Annotated in this window: 23 protein-coding genes; 13 read left to right on the forward strand and 10 right to left on the reverse strand. The window is 74.6% G+C overall.

The genetic code is table 11. The annotated features are described in order from the left end of the window. Positions 1–2: 2 nt before the first annotated feature. Entirely contained in the window at positions 3–1,016 is a 1,014-nt protein-coding gene (locus OKX07_RS06585) for a LacI family DNA-binding transcriptional regulator (RefSeq protein ID WP_265631040.1), read from the reverse strand. A gap of 95 nt (positions 1,017–1,111) precedes the next feature. Here OKX07_RS06585 and OKX07_RS06590 point away from each other — a divergent pair, with 95 nt between their 5' ends. Beyond that, complete coding sequence (locus OKX07_RS06590; protein ID WP_265631041.1) at positions 1,112–3,379, forward strand: beta-L-arabinofuranosidase domain-containing protein; 2,268 nt, start codon at positions 1,112–1,114, stop codon at positions 3,377–3,379. 78 nt (positions 3,380–3,457) lie between these two features. On the opposite strand, the gene OKX07_RS06595 is transcribed toward OKX07_RS06590, so the two are convergent. Beyond that, on the reverse strand, positions 3,458–4,369 hold the full coding sequence (locus OKX07_RS06595) for a 3-methyladenine DNA glycosylase (protein WP_265631042.1): 912 nt from the start codon (positions 4,367–4,369) through the stop codon (positions 3,458–3,460). Between the two features lie 60 nt (positions 4,370–4,429). On the opposite strand from OKX07_RS06595, the gene OKX07_RS06600 reads away from it, so the two are divergent. The 4 genes from OKX07_RS06600 to OKX07_RS06615 all read left to right on the forward strand — a co-directional run bounded on the left by OKX07_RS06600 (position 4,430) and on the right by OKX07_RS06615 (position 7,638). Then, a complete protein-coding gene (locus tag OKX07_RS06600) occupies positions 4,430–5,074 on the forward strand; it encodes a pyridoxine/pyridoxamine 5'-phosphate oxidase (protein WP_265631043.1) in 645 nt (214 codons plus the stop codon). A 284-nt stretch (positions 5,075–5,358) separates the two neighbouring features. Next, positions 5,359–6,144 (forward strand): amino acid ABC transporter substrate-binding protein, encoded by a 786-nt coding sequence (locus OKX07_RS06605; protein WP_265631044.1) that lies wholly within the window; start codon positions 5,359–5,361, stop codon positions 6,142–6,144. Between the two features lie 31 nt (positions 6,145–6,175). Beyond that, entirely contained in the window at positions 6,176–6,844 is a 669-nt protein-coding gene (locus OKX07_RS06610; protein WP_265631045.1) for an amino acid ABC transporter permease, read from the forward strand. Between the two features lie 29 nt (positions 6,845–6,873). Next, entirely contained in the window at positions 6,874–7,638 is a 765-nt protein-coding gene (locus OKX07_RS06615; RefSeq protein ID WP_265631046.1) for an amino acid ABC transporter ATP-binding protein, read from the forward strand. A gap of 2 nt (positions 7,639–7,640) precedes the next feature. Here the strand turns inward: OKX07_RS06615 and OKX07_RS06620 are convergent, their stop codons facing one another. Next, positions 7,641–8,750 (reverse strand): heparan-alpha-glucosaminide N-acetyltransferase domain-containing protein, encoded by a 1,110-nt coding sequence (locus OKX07_RS06620; RefSeq protein WP_265631047.1) that lies wholly within the window; start codon positions 8,748–8,750, stop codon positions 7,641–7,643. A gap of 114 nt (positions 8,751–8,864) precedes the next feature. Between OKX07_RS06620 and OKX07_RS06625 the strand changes: the two genes are divergently transcribed. From OKX07_RS06625 to OKX07_RS06635, 3 genes are all read left to right on the forward strand, one after another. Beyond that, the gene (locus tag OKX07_RS06625) at positions 8,865–9,683 is read left to right on the forward strand and encodes a methyltransferase domain-containing protein (protein WP_265631048.1); all 819 of its coding nucleotides are present in this window, start codon (positions 8,865–8,867) and stop codon (positions 9,681–9,683) included. A 28-nt stretch (positions 9,684–9,711) separates the two neighbouring features. After that, positions 9,712–10,500 (forward strand): fumarylacetoacetate hydrolase family protein, encoded by a 789-nt coding sequence (locus tag OKX07_RS06630; RefSeq protein ID WP_265631049.1) that lies wholly within the window; start codon positions 9,712–9,714, stop codon positions 10,498–10,500. A gap of 65 nt (positions 10,501–10,565) precedes the next feature. Further along, on the forward strand, positions 10,566–12,023 hold the full coding sequence (locus tag OKX07_RS06635) for an alanine/glycine:cation symporter family protein (protein WP_265631050.1): 1,458 nt from the start codon (positions 10,566–10,568) through the stop codon (positions 12,021–12,023). 3 nt (positions 12,024–12,026) lie between these two features. On the opposite strand, the gene OKX07_RS06640 is transcribed toward OKX07_RS06635, so the two are convergent. Then, positions 12,027–12,716 carry an Ltp family lipoprotein gene (locus tag OKX07_RS06640; protein WP_265631051.1) on the reverse strand — a complete coding sequence of 230 codons (690 nt, stop codon included), beginning with the start codon at positions 12,714–12,716 and terminating at the stop codon, positions 12,027–12,029. A 138-nt stretch (positions 12,717–12,854) separates the two neighbouring features. Between OKX07_RS06640 and gltX the strand changes: the two genes are divergently transcribed. Both gltX and OKX07_RS06650 read left to right on the forward strand, forming a co-directional pair. Further along, positions 12,855–14,366 carry a glutamate--tRNA ligase gene (gltX, locus tag OKX07_RS06645; RefSeq protein WP_265631052.1) on the forward strand — a complete coding sequence of 504 codons (1,512 nt, stop codon included), beginning with the start codon at positions 12,855–12,857 and terminating at the stop codon, positions 14,364–14,366. After that, the gene (locus OKX07_RS06650) at positions 14,363–15,100 is read left to right on the forward strand and encodes an HAD family hydrolase (protein ID WP_265631053.1); all 738 of its coding nucleotides are present in this window, start codon (positions 14,363–14,365) and stop codon (positions 15,098–15,100) included. Before gltX ends, OKX07_RS06650 begins: the two co-directional genes overlap by 4 nt. Before the next feature lie 52 nt (positions 15,101–15,152). On the opposite strand, the gene OKX07_RS06655 is transcribed toward OKX07_RS06650, so the two are convergent. The 5 genes from OKX07_RS06655 to OKX07_RS06675 all read right to left on the reverse strand — a co-directional run bounded on the left by OKX07_RS06655 (position 15,153) and on the right by OKX07_RS06675 (position 19,808). Beyond that, positions 15,153–15,896 (reverse strand): class I SAM-dependent methyltransferase, encoded by a 744-nt coding sequence (locus tag OKX07_RS06655; protein WP_265631054.1) that lies wholly within the window; start codon positions 15,894–15,896, stop codon positions 15,153–15,155. Between the two features lie 44 nt (positions 15,897–15,940). Then, entirely contained in the window at positions 15,941–16,720 is a 780-nt protein-coding gene (gene hisN / locus OKX07_RS06660; protein ID WP_265631055.1) for a histidinol-phosphatase, read from the reverse strand. 84 nt (positions 16,721–16,804) lie between these two features. Then, a complete protein-coding gene (gene rsgA, locus OKX07_RS06665; RefSeq protein ID WP_265631056.1) occupies positions 16,805–17,890 on the reverse strand; it encodes a ribosome small subunit-dependent GTPase A in 1,086 nt (361 codons plus the stop codon). Further along, positions 17,890–19,221 (reverse strand): 3-phosphoshikimate 1-carboxyvinyltransferase, encoded by a 1,332-nt coding sequence (gene aroA, locus OKX07_RS06670; RefSeq protein ID WP_265631057.1) that lies wholly within the window; start codon positions 19,219–19,221, stop codon positions 17,890–17,892. Before aroA ends, rsgA begins: the two co-directional genes overlap by 1 nt. Positions 19,222–19,256: 35 nt before the next feature. Next, positions 19,257–19,808: a DoxX family membrane protein gene (locus tag OKX07_RS06675; RefSeq protein WP_265631058.1), complete on the reverse strand. Its 552-nt coding sequence runs from the start codon at positions 19,806–19,808 to the stop codon at positions 19,257–19,259. Between the two features lie 121 nt (positions 19,809–19,929). On the opposite strand from OKX07_RS06675, the gene OKX07_RS06680 reads away from it, so the two are divergent. Next, the gene (locus tag OKX07_RS06680) at positions 19,930–20,721 is read left to right on the forward strand and encodes a sigma-70 family RNA polymerase sigma factor (RefSeq protein ID WP_416220838.1); all 792 of its coding nucleotides are present in this window, start codon (positions 19,930–19,932) and stop codon (positions 20,719–20,721) included. Then, a complete protein-coding gene (gene rsrA / locus OKX07_RS06685; protein ID WP_265631060.1) occupies positions 20,718–21,059 on the forward strand; it encodes a mycothiol system anti-sigma-R factor in 342 nt (113 codons plus the stop codon). The genes OKX07_RS06680 and rsrA overlap by 4 nt, the downstream gene beginning before the upstream one ends. A 145-nt stretch (positions 21,060–21,204) precedes the next feature. Here rsrA and OKX07_RS20455 read toward each other — a convergent pair whose 3' ends face one another. Next, a complete protein-coding gene (locus OKX07_RS20455) occupies positions 21,205–21,279 on the reverse strand; it encodes a 50S ribosomal protein bL37 (protein WP_099052597.1) in 75 nt (24 codons plus the stop codon). A 137-nt stretch (positions 21,280–21,416) separates the two neighbouring features. Here OKX07_RS20455 and OKX07_RS06690 point away from each other — a divergent pair, with 137 nt between their 5' ends. Beyond that, entirely contained in the window at positions 21,417–22,505 is a 1,089-nt protein-coding gene (locus tag OKX07_RS06690; protein WP_265631061.1) for a type IV pilus twitching motility protein PilT, read from the forward strand. Positions 22,506–22,626 lie beyond the last annotated feature (121 nt).

Raw genomic sequence — 22,626 nt, forward strand, 5'->3', positions numbered from 1 at the left:
GGTCAGACGGACTCGCGCGTCGTGAGCGTCGTGGGCAGCACGACGTGCTGCGGCGCGGCGCCCGGATCCCGCAGCACGTCGAGCACGAGCTCGGCGGCGCGCGCCCCGAGCTCGCGCAGCGGCTGGCGGACCGACGTCAGCGGCGGGTCGCAGGTCTCGGCCACGACGGTGTCGTCGAACCCGACGACGGACACGTCCTCCGGGACCCGGCGACCGCCCGCCGCGAGCACGCGCAGCGCACCGAGCGCCATGTGGTCGGAGCCGGCGAACAACCCGTCCACCGCCGGGTCGCGGCGCAGCACCGACGCCGCCGCCGACGCGCCCGACGACATCGAGAACGACCCGTGCACCACCGGGCCCGGTCGGACGTCCCAGGCCGCGAGCTCGTCGCGGAAGCCGCGCGTGCGCGCGTCGGCCGGCGCGTATCCCGCAGGCCCGGCGATCGTCGCGAGGCGGCGTCGGCCGGCCTCCAGCAGGGCCCGGGCCGCGAGGCGTCCGCCGCCGTAGTGGTCGCTGTCCACCGAGGTCAGCGCGTCGTCCATGGTCGCGCGCGGCCGCCCGACGAACACCACGGGCAGCGGCAGGTCCCCGAGCTCGGCGAAGAGCGGCTCGGACTCGCGCTGCAGCACGACCACCGCGGCGTCGACGTGCCCCGAGGTGAGGTAGCGCAGCAGTGGGGCCCGGTCGCGGGCGTCGTCGAGCAGCAGGACGGGCTGCACGGACCGCGCGAACAGCACGGCCGTCGCACCCCGCAGCGGGGCGCCCACGAACGGCCCGCCCTGACCCTCGAGCTCGCTGCTGGGCGCGACCAGCGCAACCGACCCCGTCGCGCCGCTGCGCAGCGCCCGCGCCGCGGCGTTGGTGCGGTAGTCCAGGTCGGCGGCGGCGTCGCGGACGCGCCGCGCGAGGGCGGCGTCGACGGTGGTGAGCCCCGCCAGGGCGCGTGAGGCCGTCGCGCGCGAGACGCCGGCGGCGCGCGCGACGTCGAGCAGCGTGGGACGCGCGGACGGGCTCATGGGGGCATGGTGCCACGGCGGGGGTCCGCGGCGCGCAAACGGGAAATCGATCTCTGGCGCGTGACGAACGGGGCGCGGGATGCCAGGCTGGCGACGTGAGCACCGTCGCCGCCCCCACGTCCTCCGCGACCGCACCGTTCGGCCTGTCCGCGGTGCGGCTCACCGACGGGCCGTTCGCCGCCGCGCAGCGCACCGCCCGGGAGTACCTGCTGGGCCTGCGCCCGGACCGCCTGCTGGCGCCCTTCCGGCGTGAGGCCGGCCTGCCGGCGCTCGCCGAGCCGTACGGCAGCTGGGAGTCGATCGGCCTGGACGGGCACATCGGCGGGCACGCGCTGTCCGCGGCGGCGCTGCAGTGGGGCGCGACGGGCGACGGACGGGCGGCGGAGATGGCACGCACGCTCGTCGACGGGCTCGTGACCTGCCAGGACGCGCTCGGCACCGGGTACGTCGGGGGAGTGCCGGGCGGGGTCGCGCTGTGGGAGTCGGTCGCGGCCGGCGGGGCGCAGGCCGGCACGTTCGACCTGGGCGGCGCCTGGGTGCCCTGGTACAACGTCCACAAGACGTACGCCGGGCTGATCGACGCGGCCCGGTACGCACCGGACGACGTCGCCGCACGCGCCCGGGACGCCGCCGTGCGGCTGGGGGACTGGGGCGTCGCGCTGTCCGACCGGCTCGACGACGACGCGTTCGCCCGCATGCTGCGCACCGAGTTCGGTGGCATGTGCGAGGCGTACGGCGACCTCGCGGAGCTCACCGGTGACGCGCGGTACGCGGCGCTGGCCCGGCGGTTCGCGGACGACTCCCTGCTGGGTCCGCTGCGCGAGGAGCGCGACGCGCTCGACGGGCTGCACGCCAACACCCAGGTCGCCAAGGTCGTCGGCTGGCCCGGGATCGGGGAGGTGGACGCTGCGGCGGCCTTCGTGCGGACCGTCCTGGACCACCGGACGCTCGCGTTCGGCGGCAATTCTGTCTCCGAGCACTTCACGCCCGACGCCGCGGCGCACGTCACGCACCGCGAGGGCCCGGAGTCGTGCAACACCGCCAACATGCTCGAGGTCGAGCGGCGGCTGTACGCGGCCACCGGCGACGTGACGCTCCTCGACGCGGCCGAGCGGCAGCTCGTCGACCACGTGCTGTCCGCGCAGCACCCCGACGGCGGGTTCGTGTACTTCACGCCCGCGCGACCCGGGCACTACCGCGTCTACTCGACGCGCGACGCGTGCATGTGGTGCTGCGTCGGCACCGCGCTGGAGACGTACGCGCGGCTCGGGGAGCTCGCCTACGCACGGTCCGGTGACGACCTGCTGGTGAACCTGCCGGTGCCCTCGACGCTCGAGTGGGTCGAGCGCGGGGTGCGGGTGCGGCTCGCGTCGACGTACCCGACGCCCGCGCCGGTGACGGACGTCGCGCTGACCGTCGACGTCGACACCCCGACCGACCTCGCGGTGCACGTCCGCCGCCCGGCCTGGGCACGCGAGGACGTCGGGCTCACCGTCGACGGGGTGGCGGTGGAGCCCGTCGCCGAGCGCGACGGCTACGCGACCGTGCGGCGGACCTGGCACGGCGGCGAGACGCTCGCGTGGCAGCTGGTGGCCGGACCGGCCGCGGAGCGGTTGCCCGGCGACGACGGCTGGGTCGCGCTGCGCTGGGGCCCCGCCGTGCTCGCCGCCCGCGGGGACACCGACGACCTCGTCGGCCTGCGCGCCGACGACTCCCGCATGGGTCACGTCGCGCACGGCCCGCTGCGCCCCCTGGCCGACGCACCGCTGCTCGTCGGGTCGGACGACGACCTCGCGGCTGCGCTCCACCCGCGGGACGACGGCACGTTCGCCCTCGACCGCGGGGCCGACGGACCGCTCCTCCTGGAGCCGCTGCACACGCTGCACGACGCCCGCTACACGCTCTACTTCCCGGCCGCCCGCGACGCCGCGGACGTGGCGGCCCGGCGCGCCGGCCTCGCCGCCGTCGACGACGAGCAGCTCGGCCTGGCCGCCCGCACGGTCGACGCCGTCGCGTGCGGCGAGCAGCAGCCCGAGACCGACCACCACTACGCGGGCTCCGACACGTGGACGGGCGCCGTCGACGGGCGGCACTGGCGCGCGACGCGCGACCGGTTCTCCTACCGCCTCGCCGACCCCGACGCGCGCGGCGCGGTGCTGCGGATCACGTACCTGGCCGAGCCGGGCCGCGCCCGCGTCGTCGTCGACGGCACCGAGGTGGGCGTCGTCGACGTCGCGGAGCCGGCCCCGGGCCTGCGCACCCTCGACCTGCCGGTCCCCGCCGGCCCGCACGAGCTCACGATCACCGCCGACCCCCCGACACCCACGCCCCCGATCGTCGCCCTCCGCCTCCTCAACCGCTGACACGACCCGACCCGACCACCGACGCCGGCGGGCCGCGTGATCGAACCACGGGTCCGGTGGCTCACCGGAGACGATGCGCTACCTGATCCGCGGTTCGTCGGAGGCTCGGACGAGGTCGAGGAGGCGGTGCCGGAGGACGTTCGACCGGGCCGCGTAGTCGCGCTGGTGGTGCACGTACTCGGCCTTGCCGTCGGGGGTCTCGATCGCGATCGGGTCCAGACCGTAGGACGTCACGTCGTACGGGCTGGCGCGCATGTCGGTCGTGCGGATCTCGCGCGCCAGGTCGAAGCAGTCGAGCAGCAGGCCGCCCGGTACCAGCGGGCCCAGCTTGAGGGCCCACTTGTACAGGTCCATGTTGGCGTGCAGGCAGCCCGGCTGCTCCATGGCGGTCTGCGTCTCGCGCGTCGGGGTCAGCGTGTTGCGTCCGACGGCCTCGGGCGTGAAGAAGCGGAACGCGTCGATGTGCGTGCAGCGGATGCGGTGCGCCTCGACGACGGCGTCCGTGCCGGCGCCGCCGAGCCGCAGCGGCAGCGGGTGGCGGTGGGAGTCGGGGCGCTCGCGGTAGACCATCGCCCACTCGTGCAGGCCGAAGCACCCGGTCGCGGCGGGACGGCCGGCCGTCGCCGTGAGCAGCCCGGCGACGAACCGCACGGCGTCGCCGCGGGCCGCGAGGAACGCGTCGACGTCGAGGGTCACCGTGCCGGCGTCGTCCGTCCGGTACCACTTCCACGCCCCCTGCGGCGCCGGGCCCTGCGGACCGGCGGCCAGCCCGACGTCCGCGCCGGGGTGCCAGCGGCGCAGCTGCGCGGGCGACGCCGGGTAGTACTCGAAGAGGAAGTCCTCGATCGCGTGCTTCTCGTGCCGCGACCGGCGACCCCGGTGCCCGGCGGTGCGCGCGTCGGCGCGCTCGGCGTGCGCTGCGGCGTGCGCCGACCACGTGACCGCGTCGAGCACGGTCACGGCGGGGACGGCGGGCGGGGCGGGACGCACCGTCCCAGGGTAGGTCGCGAGCGGTTGCCCGGTCCCCGGGCACCCGGCAGTGTGACGCACGTGCGCGACCTGCTGCGGTCCCTGCCCGCCCTGTCCGGGACGTCACCGGGGTTCGACCCCGACGCGGCCCCCGACGACCCCCTCGACCTGTTCGCCGCGTGGCTCGCCACCGCGGTGGAGCGCGACGTGCCCGAGCCGCACGCGGCCACCCTCGCGACCGCCGACGCCGACGGCCGGCCGTCGGCGCGCGTCCTTGTGCTCAAGGACGTCGGCCCCGAGGGCCTGGCGTTCGCGACGGACGCGCGCAGCACCAAGGCCGCCGACCTCGCGGCGAACCCGCGGGCCGCGCTGACGTTCTGGTGGCAGCCGGTCGTGCGGCAGGTGCGGTTCGCGGGCGCCGCGCGGTACCTCGGCGACGACGTCTCCGCCGCCGACTACCTGGCGCGGTCGCCCGCGTCCCGGGCGGCCGCCGCCGGGGTCCGGCCGGGGGAGCCGCTGGGGTCGGTCGACGAGCTGCGCGCCGCGATGACGCAGGCGCGGGCGCGCGTCGACGACGACCCCGGGTTCGTGCTCCCCGCGTGGCAGGCCTGGCTCGTGGTGCCGGACGTGGTCGAGTTCTGGCAGGGGGCGGCAGACCGCGCGCACGTCCGGCTGGTGTACCGACGCACGTCGCAGGGCTGGTCGCGCGGGCTCGTCTGGCCGTGAGGAACGCCACGACCGCACCGGGTGGACGCGGTGCTAGGGTCCCCGCATGACCACGACCGAGGGCGCCACCTGCGCCGCCGCGTGTCGTCGTCGTCGCACCTGTCGCCGCTGTCGCTGAGACCGCCGACCCACGCCGGATCGTCCCGGCCCCCGCCCCGCGCGACCGCCCCGCGGTCCACTCCGGTGGCACCCGTCCCCGCCCCGTGGTGCTCTCTCCTCATCCCCCTGTCCGGGGTGGACGAGCCCGCGCGGCGCATCTCCGCCCGCCTCGAAAGGTCCAGCCCATGCTCCGCACGTCCCACCGCCTGCTCGCCCTGCCCGTGATCCTCGCCGTGGGCGCGCTGGCCGCGTGCTCGTCGGGCGACCCCGCGCCGCAGGGCGAGGGCTCGGCGGACGCGGAGGTGCTGCGCGTCGGCACCGAGGGCACGTACTCGCCGTTCAGCTTCCACGACACCGACGGCGAGCTCACGGGCTACGACGTCGAGGTCGTCACGGCCGTCGCCGACGAGCTCGGGCTCGAGGTGGAGTTCTCCGAGACCACCTGGGACTCGATCTTCGCGGGCCTGGAGGCCGAGCGGTACGACGTCGTCGCCAACCAGGTGACGATCAACGACGAGCGCGCCGCGGTGTACGACTTCAGCGAGCCCTACACGGTGTCGACGGGCGTCGCCGTCGTCGCGGCGGACGACGACACCGTGACGTCGCTCGACGACGTCGCCGGGCTCACGGCGGCGCAGTCGGCGACGTCGAACTGGTCCCAGGTCGCCAAGGACGCGGGCGCCACGGTCGAGGGCGTCGAAGGCTTCACGCAGGCCGTCACCCTGCTCACGCAGGGCCGCATCGACGTGACGTTCAACGACGACCTGGCCGTCCTCGACTACCTCAAGCAGTCGGGCGACACGTCGGTGAAGATCGCGTTCGAGACCGGTGAGACCGTCGAGCAGGCGTTCGCGCTGCGCAAGGACTCGGAGCTGACCGCACGGATCGACGAGGCGCTGGCGACGCTGCGCGCCGACGGCACGCTCGCCGAGATCTCGGAGAAGTGGTTCGGCGAGGACGTCTCGCAGTGAGCGAGTCCCCGACCCGGGCGGAGGGGCCGCGGTGACCGGGGACACCTGGGACCTCGTCGCGTCGTCGATCGGCCCGCTGCTGTCGGGGGCGATCCGCGGGACGATCCCGCTGACGCTGATCTCGTTCGCCATCGGCCTGGTGCTGGCGCTGGTCGTGGCGCTCGCCCGGCTGTCGCGCCGACGCGTCGTGTCCGGCGTGGCGCGCGCCTACATCTCGGTGATCCGCGGCACGCCGCTGCTCGTGCAGCTCTTCATCATCTTCTACGCGTTGCCGTCGTTCGGCGTCGTCATCGACCCGTTCCCCTCGGCGGTCGTGGCGTTCTCGCTCAACGTCGGCGGGTACGCGGCCGAGACGATCCGCGCGGCGATCCTGTCGGTGCCGAAGGGGCAGTGGGAGGCGGCGGTGACCGTCGGGATGGACCACACCCTGACGCTGCGGCGCGTCGTGCTGCCGCAGGCCGTGCGCGTCGCGGTGCCGCCGCTGTCCAACACGTTCATCTCGCTGGTCAAGGACACGTCCCTGGCCTCGACGATCATGGTCACCGAGCTGCTGCGCAAGGCGCAGGAGATCGCGGCGCCGACGTACGAGTTCATGACCCTGTACTCGCTGGCCGCGGTGGTCTACTGGCTCATCTGCCTGGTCCTGTCGACCGGGCAGTCGCAGCTCGAGCGCCGGCTCGACCGGTTCGTGGCGCACTGATGGCGACGCGCCACGGCGAGGAGGATCCGATGACGAGCGACGCCCGCCCCCTGGTGGAGGTCCGCGGCCTGACCAAGTCCTTCGGCGACAACCACGTGCTGCGCGGCGTCGACCTCACGGTCGACCCCGGCAGCGTGACCGTCCTCATCGGCCCGTCCGGGTCCGGCAAGACGACGCTGCTGCGCTGCCTCAACTCCCTCGAGGTCCCCGAGGCGGGCACGGTGCGCGTCGACGACGTCGAGCTCGACCTGGTGCGGCCGCCCTCGCGCGCCGACCTGCGCCGCCTGCGCGCGACGTCGGGCATGGTCTTCCAGTCCCACCAGCTCTTCCCGCACCGCACGGCATTGCAGAACGTGACCGAGGGCCCGCGGTACGCGCAGCGCCGCCGGGTCGCCGAGGTCACGGCCGAGGCGACCGCGCTGCTGGCCAAGGTCGGCCTCGCGGACAAGGCCGACGCCTACCCGCACGAGCTGTCGGGCGGCCAGCAGCAGCGGGTCGGCATCGCGCGCGCCCTCGCGCTGCGCCCCCGGCTCCTGCTGTTCGACGAGCCGACGTCGGCGCTCGACCCCGAGACGGTGGGCGAGGTGCTGGCCGTCATGCGGGACCTGGCGGCCGAGGGCTGGACGATGGTCGTCGTCACGCACGAGATCCGGTTCGCGCAGCAGGTGGCCGACCACGTCGTGTTCCTCGACGGCGGCGTCGTCGTGGAGGAGGGGCGGCCCGGCGACGTGCTGGGCGACCCCCGGCACGAGCGCACGCGGCGCTTCCTGCAGCGGATCCTCGACCCGCTCTGACGTCAGCGCGGCGGCACGGGAGCCGCGGGCGACGCGGCTGCCTCGGGAGGCGCGGCGGCGTCCGTCCCGGTCTCCCGTCGCGGCGGCAGCGGGTCGGGGGCGACGTCGGCCGCGCGCACCGACACCGCGTGCAGGATCGTCTCCAGGGGTCCGCGTCCGACGGTCGCGTGCCACAGCCAGCACAGCGCGAGCGTGACCAGCAGGAACCAGAGCCAGCCGGTGACGGTCGCCTCGTAGACGACGTCGTCGCCCAGCACCGCGATGACCAGCAGCTGCCCGACGTACGCGGTGAGCGCGAGCGCCCCCGTCGCCGACACCGGCGCGAGCGCCCGCGGCCAGCGCACGCCCACGGCCAGGCAGACGGCCAGCACCAGCAGGCACGTGCCGACGTTGCCGGCGACCTCGAAGGTCGTCGACGAGTGCGGCTCGGCGGTCAGGAGCCCGGCGGTGGCACCCAGCACGAGCCGTGCGGCCCACGCGCCCCCGTGGCCCGCGACGACGAGCCCCGCACCGACGGCGGCGAGCACCGCGTGGGTCCGTCCCGCCCGCAGGTCGCCGCGGGCGACCGCGAGGCCGACCAGCACGTACGCGAACCACACCACGGCGGGGTAGTACTGCCCGATCAGCACCGACATCAGGTCCAGCGGGCGCTCGTCGGCCACCTCGAGCCGGAGGTCCACGACGAGGACGCGGCGCAGCAGCGGACCCAGCACCGCGACCGCGACGGCGGCGACGATCAGCGCCCAGCGCGGCCACCGCAGCACGGCGACACCCGCGGCGAACAACCCGGCGTAGACGACGAGGATCACGACGACGGGCGTCCCGAGCAGGACGATCCCGGTGCCGAGCACGACGAGCAGGACCGCGCGCACCAGGATCCGCAGCCGCGCCTGGACCAGACGGGTGCCGTCGACGGGGTGCGCACCGCCCGACAGGAGCCCGAGCCCGACGCCGGCGAGCAGCACGAACAGCGCCGACGGGCGCCCGTCGGCGAGCTGGGACCAGCCCCCCGGCGGCCACGTGCGCCACGGGTCGTCCGGTCCGACGTGCGCGGTGACCATGCCGAGCACGGCAAGACCCCGGGCCGTGTCCACCCCGACGATGCGTCGCATTCTCGGCATGCTAGACGTGCCGGCTGGGTGCGGCCCACCCAGCGTTCTCAGCATCTGACCTCATCCGTCCCGGCAGGTGGTCCGATGGCGCGCGCGACGCCTACAGTTCGGCGTGTGACCACGCGGACCCAGGACGCCTACACGCACGGCCACCACGAGAGCGTGCTCCGCTCTCACCGGTGGCGCACGGCGGAGAACTCCGCCGCGTACCTGCTGCCCGCGCTCGCCCCGGGCAGCCGGCTGCTCGACGTCGGCTGCGGCCCCGGGACCGTCACGGTCGACCTCGCGGCGCGTGTCGCACCCGGTGAGGTCGTCGGCATCGACCAGTCCGCCACGGTCCTCGCCGTGGCCGAGGAGCACGCCGTCGACGTCGGTGCCGCCAACGTGCGCTTCGCGGTCGGCGACGCCTACGCGCTGGACTTCGAGGACGACGCGTTCGACGTGGTGCACGCCCACCAGGTGCTGCAGCACCTGACCGACCCCGTGGCCGCCCTGCGCGAGATGCGGCGCGTGACGCGGCCCGGTGGCGTCGTCGCGGTGCGGGACGCCGACTATGCCGGCATGACCTGGTACCCCGCGCACCCCGGCCTCGACGAGTGGCAGGCGCTCTACCACGAGGTCACGCAGGCCAACGGTGCCGAGGCCGACGCGGGCCGTCGCCTGCTGTCGTGGGTGCGGCAGGCCGGCTTCGACCCCGCGGGCGTCGCGCCCGGCGCCGGCGTGTGGTGCTACGCCACCCCCGAGGACCGCGCGTGGTGGGCCGGTCTGTGGGCCGACCGGTGCGTCGCGTCGAACTTCGCGGTCCAGGCGATGGGTCACCGGCTGGCCGACGAGGTCGCCCTGGAGCTGCTCGCCGACGCCTGGCGCGAGTGGGGCACGTCGCCCGACGGCTGGTTCCTGGTGCCCCACGGCGAGGTCCTCGCCCGCGTCTGACCCGAGCCGGACCGCCTAGGGTGGTCGGGTGCGCATCGCCAGGTTCACCAACGGTTCCGACCCCCGCTACGCGCTCGTCGAGGGCGAGCCCGGTCGCGAGGAGCTCGTCGTCATCAGCGGCGACCCCATCTACACCCCCGTGCAGCCGACGGGGGAGCGCCTGCCCCTCGACGACGACGGCGTGCGCCTGCTCGCACCCGTCATCCCGCGGTCCAAGGTGATCGGCGTCGGCCGCAACTACGCCGCGCACGCCGCCGAGCACGGCAACGAGGTGCCCGCCGCACCCCTGCTGTTCCTCAAGCCGAACACCTCCGTGGTCGGCCCGGACGACCCGATCGTCCTGCCGGACTGGACCGACCACGTCGAGCACGAGGCCGAGCTGGCCGTCGTCATCGGCAAGGTCACCAAGGACGTCACGCCGGAGCGCGCGCTGGCCCACGTGTTCGGCTACACGGTCGCCAACGACGTCACGGCACGCGACGTCCAGCGCTCCGACGACCAGTGGACGCGCGCCAAGGGCTTCGACACGTCGTGCCCGCTGGGCCCGTGGATCGTGCCTGGGCTCGACGTCGACGACCTGGCGGTCACCGCACGGGTCAACGGCAGCACCCGCCAGGACGGGCGCACGTCGCAGATGGTCTTCGACGTCGCCTACCTCGTGTCGTACATCTCCGAGGTGTTCACGCTGCTGCCGGGCGACGTCATCCTCACCGGCACACCGGCGGGCGTCGGCCGGCTCGAGCACCGTGACGTCGTCGAGGTCGAGGTCGAGGAGATCGGGGTCCTGCGCAACCCGGTGCTGCGCCGCACGCCGTAGGCCTGGCAGCGCGGTGGTGACGCCCCTACGCTCGGCCCCACGGGACCGGCGGACGGGGGCGCGGCATGGACCTGCAGGTGGGGATCGACTGGCTCACGAACGCGCTGTACTCCTACTGGCTCGTCTACGTCCTCGTCGGCGTCGGTCTGTGGTTCACGGTGCGCACGGGATTCGTCCAGGTGCGGATGTTCCCGGCGATGATCCGGCAGATCGCGTCGTCGCGCGAGGACGCGGCCGGTGGCATCTCCTCGTTCCAGGCGTTCGCCGTCGGCCTGGCCTCGCGCGTCGGCACAGGCAACATCGCGGGCGTCGCGGTCGCGCTGACGCTCGGTGGCCCCGGCGCCATCTTCTGGATGTGGGTGGTCGCCGCCGTCGGCATGGCGACGGCCCTGGTCGAGGCGACGCTCGCGCAGGTGTTCAAGGTGCGTGCCGACGACGGCTCCTACCGCGGCGGCCCCGCGTACTACATCCAGCGCGGGCTCGGCTCGTACCGGTGGGGTGCGGTGTTCGCGGTCCTGCTGGTGTTCACGTTCGGGTTCGCATTCAACATGGTGCAGGCCAACACGATCGCGGACACGTTGTCCTCCAGCCACGACGTGCCCGTCGCGTGGAGCGCGGTGATCCTCATGATCCTCGCCGCGCCCGTGCTCTTCGGAGGCGTCCGGCGCGTCGCCCGCGTCGCCGAGGTCGTGCTGCCGCTGATGGCCGGGGCGTACCTGCTCCTCGCGCTCGTGATCGTCGCGCTCAACCTGTCGGCGCTGCCCGACGTCCTCAGCGACATCCTCCGGGGAGCCTTCGGCCTGGACAGCGCCCTGGCCGGGACCGCGGGCGGGATCCTCGCGGCCGTGCTCAACGGCACCAAGCGCGGCCTGTTCTCCAACGAGGCGGGCATGGGCTCGGCGCCCAACACGGCGGCGACGGCCACGGTCTCGCACCCCCTCAAGCAGGGGCTGGTGCAGTCGCTCGGGGTGTTCGTCGACACCATGCTCGTGTGCTCCGCGACGGCGTTCATCGTGCTGTCGGCAGGTCCGGAGGTGTACGTGCCGGGCGAGACCGGCGCGAACGCCGGCGCGGCGCTGACGTCGCAGGCGGTCGCGCACGAGCTGGGGACGTGGACGACGTTCCCGATGACCGTGCTGGTGTTCACGTTCGCGTTCAGCTCGGTCCTCGGCAACTACTCCTACGCCGAGATCAACCTCACGTACCTGGGCATCCGCGGGCGCGGCGTGACCGCGCTGCGCACGCTCGTCCTGGCGGCCGTCGGCGTCGGCTCGCTGCTCGCGCTGACCACGGTGTGGGCCGTCGCGGACATCGCGATGGCGTTGATGGCCACGGTCAACCTCGTCGCGATCCTGCTGCTGTCCCGCTGGGCGCTGGGCGCCCTCGCGGACTTCCGCGCGGCGCGGCGGGCAGGCACCGACGAGCGGTTCGTGGGGCACGGCAACCCGCTGCTGCCCGGCGACGTGCCGGGCGACGTGTGGGCGGCCGGCGTGCGCGACGGGGAGCCCGTCGCCGCCCGCTAGCCGCTAGCGCAGGCCCGTCGTGCTCACGCCGTGCTCGGCCTGCGCGGGGCTGAAGCCCTCGGCGACGAGCTGGTCGACCAGCTCGGACCGCGAGAAGGAGGTGTACTCGAGATACCGGGCCGCACCCAGCGCGGCCTGCGCGTCCCAGTCGACGCCACCCTCCGCCTCCAGGCGGGCGACGGCGAACTCCGCGTCCGCGGCGACGTGGCCCTCGAGCTCGAGCTGCGCGACGAGCCCTGCGCGCGAGAACGCGGTGTAGTGCAGGGAGCGCACCGCGGCCTCGTGGGCCTCCTGCTGGGCGACGGTGCCCGGCCCGGCTGCCGCGGCCGCTGCCTGCGCGGCGGCGACGCGCTGCTCCTCGGCCAGGCGTTGCTCCTCGGCCAGGCGCTCCTCCTCGGCACGGCGCGCGGCGTCGGCCTCCTCCGAGGCGGCGACCGGCTCGGCGGTGGGCTGCGCCGTCGACGTCCTCGGCTCCGCACGCGTCCCCTGCGCAGTGGCGTCGACGCCAGGGAGCTCGTCGGCAGTGCCGCGCCCCCCGTTCAGGGCGGCGACCACGGTGACGAGGAGCACGACCACCCCCGCCCCGGCGAGGAGCCGGTGGCGAGCGGACCACCGCTGCGACGTCTGCCGGCCGGTGCCGGGGACGGCGCGGGGCGCCGGCCGGCCGGGCGGGTCGTTGAGGTGCTGGGCCACGGGCCCTCCACGGGTGACGAGCACGAGAGACAGCAGCACGCAGTCTGACACGCAGCAGGAGCCGCCCCCGCGCGGGCACGACGCGCCACGCTGGGTAGGCTGACGACGGTCCCCGTCCCTGCCCTCCTGAGGTGTCCTGTGCCCGCCAGCAGCCCCGTGCGCGTCCGTTTCTGCCCGTCCCCGACCGGCACCCCCCACGTGGGGCTGATCCGCACCGCGCTGTTCAACTGGGCGTACGCCCGCCACGTCGGCGGCGCGTTCGTCTTCCGCATCGAGGACACCGACGCCGCGCGCGACTCCCAGGAGTCGTACGAGCAGCTGCTCGACGCGCTGCGCTGGCTCGGCCTGGACTGGGACGAGGGCGTCGAGGTCGGCGGCCCGCACGCGCCGTACCGGCAGTCGCAGCGCATGGACCTGTACCGCGACGTCGTGGCGCGCCTGCTCGACGGCGGGTACGCCTACGAGTCCTTCTCGACGGCCGAGGAGGTCGAGGCGCGGCACCGCGCGGCCGGGCGCGACCCGAAGCTCGGCTACGACGGGTTCGACCGTGACCTCACCGACGAGCAGAGGGCGGACTACCGCGCGCAGGGGCGCGAGGCGGTCGTGCGCGTCCGCATGCCCGACGAGGACGTCACGTTCACCGACGTCGTGCGCGGCGAGATCACGTTCACGGCCGGGTCGGTGCCGGACTTCGTGATCGTCCGCGGCAACGGCCAGCCGCTGTACACGCTGGTCAATCCGGTGGACGACGCGCTCATGGGCATCACGCACGTGCTGCGCGGCGAGGACCTGCTGTCCTCCACGCCGCGTCAGGTCGTGCTGCACCGCGCGCTGCTGGACCTGGGCGTGGCCCAGGTGATGCCGCAGTTCGGCCATCTGCCGTACGTCATGGGGGAGGGCAACAAGAAGCTCTCGAAGCGCGACCCGGAGTCGAACCTGTTCCTGCACCGGGACCGCGGCTTCACCCCCGAGGGGCTGCTCAACTACCTCGCGCTGCTGGGCTGGTCCATCGCGCCGGACCGCGACGTGTTCACGGTGGCCGAGATGGTGGCGGCGTTCGACGTCGCCGACGTCAACGCCAACCCGGCGCGCTTCGACCTGAAGAAGGCCGAGGCGATCAACGGCGCGCACGTGCGGCTGCTCGCGCCGGACGACTTCCGCGACCGCCTGGTGCCGTACCTGCACGCCGCGGGCCTGGTGCCCGCCGCCTCGGCTGCCGACCTGTCGGTCGAGCACCGCGCGCTGCTCGACGCGGGCGCGCCCCTGGTGCAGGAGCGCATGACGCTGCTCGGTGAGGCGGTCGGCATGCTCGGCTTCCTCTTCGTCACCGACGACGCGCTCGAGGTCGCCGAGGACGCACGCGGTGCGCTGCGCCCCGAGTCGGCCGACGTGCTCGACGCGGCGGCGCGCGTGCTGGGCGCGATCCCCGCGGGCGGCTTCACGACGGACGCGACGCAGACCGCCCTGGCGGCTGCGCTCGTCGCACCCGCGGAGGAGGGCGGCCTGGGGATCAAGCCGCGCTTCGCCTACACGCCCCTGCGCGTCGCGCTGACGGGTCGCCGCATCTCGCCCCCGTTGTTCGAGTCGATGGAGATCCTCGGCAAGGACGCGACGCTCGCACGCGTCGCCGCGCTGCGCGCGAGCCTGTGAGGGCTGTCGACGGCGTCCTGTTCGACATCGACGACACCCTCGTCGAGACCCGCGCGGCGTTCCGCGTCGCGCTGGCCGCGGTGCTCGACCGGTACGTGCCGGGGGCCGACGTCGACGTGGCGCTGGCGATGTGGCGCGCCGACGCGGGCGGGCACTACCGCGCCTACACGCGCGGCGAGCGCACGCAGCGCGAGCAGCGCATGACGCGCGCGAACGAGCTGCATGCCGCGCTCGGGGGCCCGGTCCTCGACGAGGACGCGTACGACGCGTGGGACGCGCTGTTCGACGACGCGTTCGCGTCGGGCTGGACGGCGCACGCCGACGCCGACGCCGTGCTCGTCCGGCTGCTCGACGCCGGGATCCGCGTCGGCGCGCTGACCAACGCGGGCCACGCCCACCAGACCGCCAAGCTCGCGCGCGTGGGCCTGGGGGAGCGGCTCGAGGTGCTCGTCGGCGTCGACACCCTCGGCTACGGCAAGCCCGACCCGCGCGTGTTCCTCGAGGCGTGCCGCCGGCTGGGCACCGCGCCCGACCGCACGGCCTACGTCGGCGACGAGCTCGACGTCGACGCCGTCGCTGCGCAGCGTGCCGGCCTGGTCGGCATCTGGCTGGACCGCCCCGGCCCACGCCGGGTCCCGGTGACGGACGCGGAGATCGCCGCGGCCGACGTGACGGTCATCCACACCCTCGCCGACCTCCCCGGCATCCTCACCCGTCCGCCGACCGGAACCTGACTCCTCGTCCGGGGTGCCGTTCGGTGAGCCAGGTTCCGGTCGGGGGGGCGGGTCAGCGGACGCGGGCCGTGTAGACGCGGGTGAGGTACGGGACCGGGATGTGGGCCTGGCCCGCGATGGCCGGGTGGGTGGTGACGAGGTCGCGGACGCGGGCCAGCAGGGCGGCGCGCTCGGCGGGGGGCAGGACGAGGGCGTAGGAGCGGGTGCCCGCGAGGCGCACGAGCTCGTCGGGGGTCAGGACGTGGTCCCACCGCACGTCGGTGCGCACGACGTCCCCGAACGCCTCGCCGAGCGTCGGACGCGTCCCGCGGGCGAGCTGCGGTCCGGCGATCTCGTGCAGCAGCGCGCCGTACGCGCCGACCCACGGGACGTCCTCGTCGCGGTCGTTCCACACGACGCCGACCTGGCCGCCCGGGCGCAGGACGCGCGCGACCTCGGCGGCCGCCGCCGGCTCGTCGAACCAGTGCCACGCCTGCGCGACCGTGACGGCGTCGACCGACGCGTCGGGCAGCGGTATCCGCTCGGCGGTGCCCGCGTGCACCTCGACCTGCGGCAGGCGCGCGACGAGCTGCGCGCGCATCCCGTCGGCCGGCTCGACCGCGACGACACTCAGCCCGCGCGCGACCAGGGACTCGGTCAGCTTGCCGGTGCCGGCGGCCAGGTCGAGCACGGCGGTCGCCCCGGCGGGCACCAGCAGGTCGACCGCAGCAGGCGGGTAGCCGGGGCGGACGGCCGCGTACTCGTCGGCGTTCTGGGTGAAGGACGCCGCGTGCGCGGCGTGCCGGTCGTGGTCCACGGGTTCTCCTCGCGGGGGCGCGTCAGGTCGTCGTGAGGTCGGCGTCAGACGGACAGGGCGGCCAGCACCTCGTCGTGCAGCAGGCCGTTGGTGACGACCGCGTTGCCGCCGTGCGGGCCGTCGACGCCGCGCAGCGACGTGAACCGACCACCCGCCTCGGTGACGACGGGCACCAGCGCGGCCATGTCGTACAGCGCCAGCTCGGGCTCGACGGCCACGTCGACGGCGCCCTCGGCGACGAGCACGTACGACCAGAAGTCGCCGTAGGCCCGCGTCCGCCAGACCCGCCTGCTGAGGTCGAGAAACTCTTCGAGCCGCCCCTGCTCCTCCCACTCCGCCAGGTCGGAGTACGACAGCGACGCGTCCTCGAGCCGCTCGACACCGGAGACGCGCAGCCGCGTCGCCGCCGCGAGCGACTTGCCGGTGAACGCGCCCGTGCCCTTCGCGGCCCACCAGCGACGGCCGAGCGCCGGTGCGCTGACCACGCCGAGCACGACCTCGTCGCCGTCCATCAGCGCGAGCAGCGTCGCCCACACCGGCACCCCGCGGACGAAGTTCTTGGTCCCGTCGATCGGGTCGACGACCCACCGGCGCGGCCCGTGGCCCGTGTCCGAGCGCTCCTCGCCGTGCACCGCGTCGCGCGGCCGCGCGCGCCCGAGCTGCGAGCGCACCAGGTCCTCGGCGGCGCGGTCCGCGTCGGTGACGGGCGTCAGGTCGGGCTTGGTCTCGACCTGCAGGTCCTGCGCCTTGAACCGCGACATCGTCAGCGAGTCGACCGTGTCGGCGACGACGTGCGCCAGCCGGAGGTCGTCGTCGTAGGCCATGGGGCTCCTCGTGCCAGATGCGGTCCCCGTCCGCCGTCGTCGGTGGTCGGTCCGCGCCGACAACCTACCGGGACGCCGCCGCGCTCACCGGCCGCGCGCGCCGTCGTGGTCGGGCTCGTCCTCGACGCCCAGGCGGCTCACCAGCAGACGCCGGAACGAGTCGAGCCGCGCGGCGCGGGCCGCACGCGTCACGTCGTCCGGTGCGTCGGCGACCCACTCGTCCAGCGTGCAGTCCGGGGAGTCCGCCAGGTGCGTGCACCCGCGGGGGCAGGCGCGGGCGACCGCGTCGAGGTCGGCGAAGGCGCCCAGCAGGTGGCTCGGGTCGACGTGGGCGAGGCCGAACGACCGCACGCCCGGGGTGTCGATGACCCACGTCGGGGCGTCCGTCCCGTGCACCTCGAGCGCGACCGCCGACGACGAGGTGTGGCGCCCGCGGCCCGTCACGTCGTTGACCACGCCCACGGCACGTCGCGCGTCCGGCACGAGTGCGTTGACGAGCGTCGACTTGCCGACACCCGAGTGCCCGACCAGCACGGACACCTCACCGGCCAGGATGTCGCGCAGCTCCTCGAACCCGTCGATGACGCTCTCGCCCGTCGCGGGGTCGACGCCCCGGCGCGTCACGACCACGCCGACGCCGATCGGGCGGTACATCGCGATCAGCTCGGCGGGGTCCGCCAGGTCCGCCTTGGTCAGCACGAGCAGCGCCTCCATGCCGGCGTCGTACGCCGCCGCGACGCACCGGTCGATCATGCGCGTGCGTGGCTCCGGGTCGGCCAGCGCGGTGACGATGACGAGCCGGTCCGCGTTGGCGACGATGATGCGCTCGACGGGGTCGGTGTCGTCGGCCGTGCGGCGCAGGACGGTGCGGCGCTCGCCGATCCGCACGATGCGCGCGAGCGAGCCGTCGTCCCCGGTGGTGTCGCCCACGACGTCGACCCGGTCGCCCGGGACGACGCGGTTGCGGCCCAGCTCGCGCGCCTTCATGGCGAGGATCCGCGTCTCGTCCGGACCGCCGGGGTCGATGAGCACCGTGTACCGGCCGCGGTCGACGGTGACGACCATCGCGGTGCGCGCGTCGGCGTGCTCCGGGCGCTGCTTGGTGCGAGGACGCGAACCGCGACCGGGACGGATCCGCACGTCCCGTTCGTCGTAGCGCCGCGTCGGCATCAGGCGGTCGGCTCCGTCGTCAGGCCGCCGCGTACCACTCCCCGGGCGCCGGCGGCGAGCATGCCGGACCACATGTCGACGAAGCCCGGCAGGGTCTTGGCGGTCGTCGCGACGTCCTCGACCTCGACACCGGGGACGCGCAGGCCGACGAGCGCACCGGCCGTGGCCATGCGGTGGTCGGCGTACGTGCGCCACACGCCACCGTGCAGGGGCCGCGGGGTGATGACCAGCCCGTCGGACGTCTGCTCGGCCTGACCGCCCCGGCGCGTGATCTCCGACGCGAGCGCCGCGAGCCGGTCGGTCTCGTGGCCACGCAGGTGCGCGATGCCGCGCAGCCGCGTGGGCGACGCGGCCAGCGTCGCGAGCGCCGCGATCGTCGGCGCCAGCTCGCCCGCGGCGCGCAGGTCGAGGTCGACGCCGCGCACCTCGCCCGTGCCGCTGACCGTCAGCACGTCGTCGTCGAGCGCGACGCGCGCACCCATGCGGGTCAGGATGTCGGGCAGCAATCCGCCCGGCTGCGTCGTGCGGGTGGGCCAGCCCGGGACGCGGACGGTACCGCCGGCGACCATCGCGGCGCACAGGAACGGCGCCGCGTTGGACAGGTCGGGCTCGACGTGGACGTCGCGCCCCGCGACGGGTCCCGGCTCGACGTGCCAGATCTCGGGACGGGAGTCGTCGACGACGACGCCGGCGGCGCGCAGCACGGCCACGGTCATCTCGATGTGGGGGAGGCTCGGCAGCGTCGGGCCGGTGTGCCGCACCGTGAGCCCGCGGTCGAACCGCGCACCGGCCAGCAGCAGGCCGGAGACGAACTGGCTCGACCCCGACGCGTCGACGTCGACCTGCCCGCCGCGGACGGCCCCCCGGCCGTGCACGGTGAACGGCAGGCGCCCCGCCTCGCCCTCGTCGTCGACGCGCACCCCGAGGGCGCGCAGCGCGTCCAGCAGGGGGCCCATCGGCCGGGCCAGCGCCTCGACGTCGCCCTTGAAGTGCACGGGCCCGTCGGCGAGCGCCGCGACCGGCGGCAGGAACCGCATGACCGTCCCGGCCAGGCCGCAGTCGATCGTCACGTGCCCGCGCAGCGGGGCGGTGGCCACCTGCACCACGTCGCCCCCGAGGTCGACCTGCACACCCATCGTCTCGAGCGCACCCGCCATCAGGCGCGTGTCGCGGGACACGAGCAGGGAGCGCAGCGTGCTCGGCCCGTCGGCGAGCGCCGCGAGGACGAGGTAGCGGTTGCTCAGCGACTTCGACCCGGGGACGGCGACCGTCGCGTCGAGCGGCCCGTCGGCGACGGGTGCGGTCCACAGGTCGGCGTGCTGGCTGGTCATGCGCCTCAGGCTAGCGGCGACGGGCGATGGTCACGTCAGTCGTCCACGTGCTTGGCGGCCTCGTGGACCCGCGCCGCCTTGAGCGCGGCGCGGTCCGCGCGCGCGTGCTGCAGGCGCCAGGACACGCCCGGGCGCCCCTCGAGGTCGACGCCCGCGAGGACGGCGCCCCCCGTGAAGGCCAGCGCGCGCACGAGGCGCTCCTGCCGGGCCTTGCGGGCCTCCGGGGTCAGGGCCCCGCGTCGCCCCAGCGGCAGGTTCACCAGGACGACCGGCACGGTGAGCCCCGCGAGCGTCAGCGCGGCCGTGCGCGGCGCCCGCCCGACGGCGAGCATCGCGCCGGCGACGAGCATCGCCGCGCCGTGGACCTGGGTGAGCGTCGCGAGCTGCTTGTCGCTGAGACCGCCGTCGAGGGCCTGTGCGACGGGTGCCGGGGCCGAGGCCCGGGCCGACGCGGGGATGCGCGTAGTCAGCCCGTCGAGCCCGTCCCGCACGACCTGCGCGTGCGCGCCCGGATGGCGCAGCGCGTCCACGCCCTGGCTGACGAACCACGAGGCGAACAGCGGACGGGCGATACGGCGCAGCAGCACGGGTTCCTCCTGGGGGCTCCACCGCCGACGGGCGGTGCCTCCCACGCTAGCGCCGTGCGTCGTCCGCGGCGCGCGCACGCGTCGGGGAATGCCCGTGCGGTCGGGCGGCGTTGGGTCGGTCATGAGCTGTGCTGTCGTGACCGCGACCCCGACCGTCGTGGGGCCCCTCGTCGCGGGTCCTGCCGCCGCCGTCCTGGCGTGGGGGGTGCCGGTCGCCCCCTCGGGTGGTCCACGCCGCGGCGCACTAGGCTCGGTGACGATGAGCGAGCACCCGCAGGACTTCGACGACGGTGAGGGCACCACGCGCGCCCCGGCCGGTGAGGACGACGCTGCTCGCAGCGACCGGTTCGAGGCGGAGGCGCTGGTCTACCTCGACCAGCTGTACGGCGCCGCGCTGCGCATGACGCGCAACCCCGCCGACGCCGAGGACCTGGTGCAGGAGGCCTTCACGAAGGCGTTCGCGGCGTTCCACCAGTACCGCCCGGGCACGAACCTCAAGGCGTGGCTCTACCGCATCCTCACCAACACGTACATCAACACGTACCGCAAGAAGCAGCGTGAGCCGCAGCAGTCCCGGTCGGAGGAGATCGAGGACTGGCAGCTGGCGCGGGCCGAGTCCCACACGTCGCGCGGGCTGCGCTCCGCCGAGGCGGAGGCGCTGGACCACCTGCCGGACTCCGACGTGAAGGACGCGCTGCAGCAGATCCCCGAGGACTTCCGCATCGCGGTCTACCTGGCGGACGTCGAGGGCTTCGCGTACAAGGAGATCGCCGAGATCATGGGCACGCCGATCGGGACGGTGATGTCCCGCCTGCACCGGGGCCGCGCACAGCTGCGCGAGCTGCTGTCCGACTACGCCCGCGGGCGCGGGCTGGCGGGCGCCGCGCCGTCGGCGCCGGACGGTGCGCGATGAGCGCGCACGAGGACGACGCGGCCGTCACCGACGCCCCGCAGGACCCGACCGTCGACGCACGCCGCCCCGCGGCCGGTGCGCCCTGCGGGTGCGACGAGGCCGTCCAGCGGCTGTGGGAGTACGTGGACTCCGAGCTGGAGGAGCTCGACCAGGTGCGCGTGGGCGCGCACCTCGAGGAGTGCGCGCGGTGCCTCGAGGAGGAGCAGGTCGAGCTGGTGCTCAAGCAGCTCGTCCGGCGCTGCTGCCAGGAGGAGGCGCCGGCGACGCTGCGCCTGCGGATCCACGAGCAGATCACGGTGCTGCGGCTGCGGACCGGCGGGTCGGCCGCCGACTCCTGAGGACGACGACGGGCCCGGAGCGATGCTCCGGGCCCGTCGCCGACTCCTGAGGACGACGACGGGCCCGGAGCGATGCTCCGGGCCCGTGACGTCACTGCTTCGCGCTCAGGACTGCTCGACTGGCGCTCAGGACTGCGTCGAACGCTCAGGCGTTGGGACGCTTGCCGTGGTTGGCGGCGTTCCCCTTGCGGGAGCGGCGCTTGCGGCCACGCTTGCTCATCGTGGTTCTCCTCGTGTCGCGGCGCGCGCGCACAGGGCACGGCACCGGGGATGTGGTCCCATCGTCCCACACCGCGCACGCGCGTCGCGACGTGCGTGCGCCTCAAGTGCGGGGGCGCAGGTCCCGATACCTTCTGGGTGACCCCGCAGCCACAGTCCGTCATCCCGTTCCTGCACGCCCTGGCCAGCACGGGCGGTTCCGACCTGCACTGCAAGGTGGGCTCGGCCCCCCGCGTGCGGGTCGACGGTCGTCTGCGCAAGCTGCAGGCGCCGGAGCTGCGGCCTGCGGACACGCAGAACATGCTCGAGGAGGTCCTCCCCGACGACATGGTCGACACGTTCCGTGCCACCAAGGAGGCGGACTTCGCCTACTCGCTGTCGGGCGTGGGTCGCTTCCGGGTCAACGCCTACCAGGCGCGGGGCACGTTCGGCATGGTCTTCCGACGGGTCGCGGTCGGCGCGCAGTCGCTGAGCGAGCTGGGGCTCCCCGAGGTCGTGGGCGAGCTCGCGCTCGAGCCGCGCGGCCTGGTGCTGGTGACGGGGCCGACGGGGTCGGGCAAGACGACGACGCTCGCGTCGATGGTCGACCTCATCAACTCCTACCGCGAGGTCAACATCGTCACGATCGAGGACCCGATCGAGATCCTGCACTCGGACAAGAAGGCGATCGTCTCGCAGCGTGAGGTGCGCCAGGACACGGCGGACTTCACGGTGGCGCTGCGCGCGGCGATGCGGCAGGACCCGGACGTGATCCTCGTGGGCGAGATGCGCGACGTCGAGACCGTGCGCGCGGCGCTGTCCGCGGCGGAGACGGGCCACCTCGTGCTCTCCACGCTGCACACCATCGACGCGGCCGAGACCATCAACCGCATCGTCGACTTCTTCCCGCCGCACGAGCAGAAGCAGGTGCGCATCGCCCTCGCTCAGGCGCTGCGCGGCATCGTCTCGCAGCGCCTGGTGCGCAAGGCGGACGGCAGCGGTCGGCAGGCCGCGATCGAGGTGATGATCAACACGGGCCGCACGGCGGAGGCGATCGTCGAGCCGCAGGAGAACCCGCCGTTGACCGACCTCATCAAGGAGGGCGACTTCTACAAGATGCAGACGTTCGACCAGCACCTGTACTCGCTCGTGCACGACGCGGTCGTGACGTACGAGGAGGCGCTCGCGGTCGCGTCCAACCCCCACGACCTGACGGTCGAGCTGCGCGGCGCCGGCATCGTGGCCTGACGCGCGGCGCACGACCGGACGGCCGGTGACCTACGGGTCGCCGGCCGTCGGCGTGCCTAGGGTCTTGCGGCCGAACAACTCGCGATATAGCGTGTCAGCCACACACGACATATCGCGTTGG

The sequence above is a fragment of the Cellulomonas sp. S1-8 genome (assembly GCF_026184235.1).
Lineage (GTDB): Bacteria > Actinomycetota > Actinomycetes > Actinomycetales > Cellulomonadaceae > Cellulomonas.

Excerpts from the sequence above, each read along its gene's own strand:
- rsrA (WP_265631060.1), top strand. The coding sequence starts at position 20,718 with ATGAGCGCGCACGAGGACGACGCGGCCGTCACCGACGCCCCGCAGGAC.
- OKX07_RS06605 (WP_265631044.1), top strand. The coding sequence starts at position 5,359 with ATGCTCCGCACGTCCCACCGCCTGCTCGCCCTGCCCGTGATCCTCGCC.
- rsgA (WP_265631056.1), bottom strand. The coding sequence starts at position 17,890 with ATGCCGACGCGGCGCTACGACGAACGGGACGTGCGGATCCGTCCCGGT.
- OKX07_RS06585 (WP_265631040.1), bottom strand. The coding sequence starts at position 1,016 with ATGAGCCCGTCCGCGCGTCCCACGCTGCTCGACGTCGCGCGCGCCGCC.
- OKX07_RS06635 (WP_265631050.1), top strand. The coding sequence starts at position 10,566 with ATGGACCTGCAGGTGGGGATCGACTGGCTCACGAACGCGCTGTACTCC.
- OKX07_RS06620 (WP_265631047.1), bottom strand. The coding sequence starts at position 8,750 with ATGCGACGCATCGTCGGGGTGGACACGGCCCGGGGTCTTGCCGTGCTC.
- OKX07_RS06615 (WP_265631046.1), top strand. The coding sequence starts at position 6,874 with ATGACGAGCGACGCCCGCCCCCTGGTGGAGGTCCGCGGCCTGACCAAG.
- aroA (WP_265631057.1), bottom strand. The coding sequence starts at position 19,221 with ATGACCAGCCAGCACGCCGACCTGTGGACCGCACCCGTCGCCGACGGG.
- hisN (WP_265631055.1), bottom strand. The coding sequence starts at position 16,720 with ATGGCCTACGACGACGACCTCCGGCTGGCGCACGTCGTCGCCGACACG.
- OKX07_RS06680 (WP_416220838.1), top strand. The coding sequence starts at position 19,930 with ATGAGCTGTGCTGTCGTGACCGCGACCCCGACCGTCGTGGGGCCCCTC.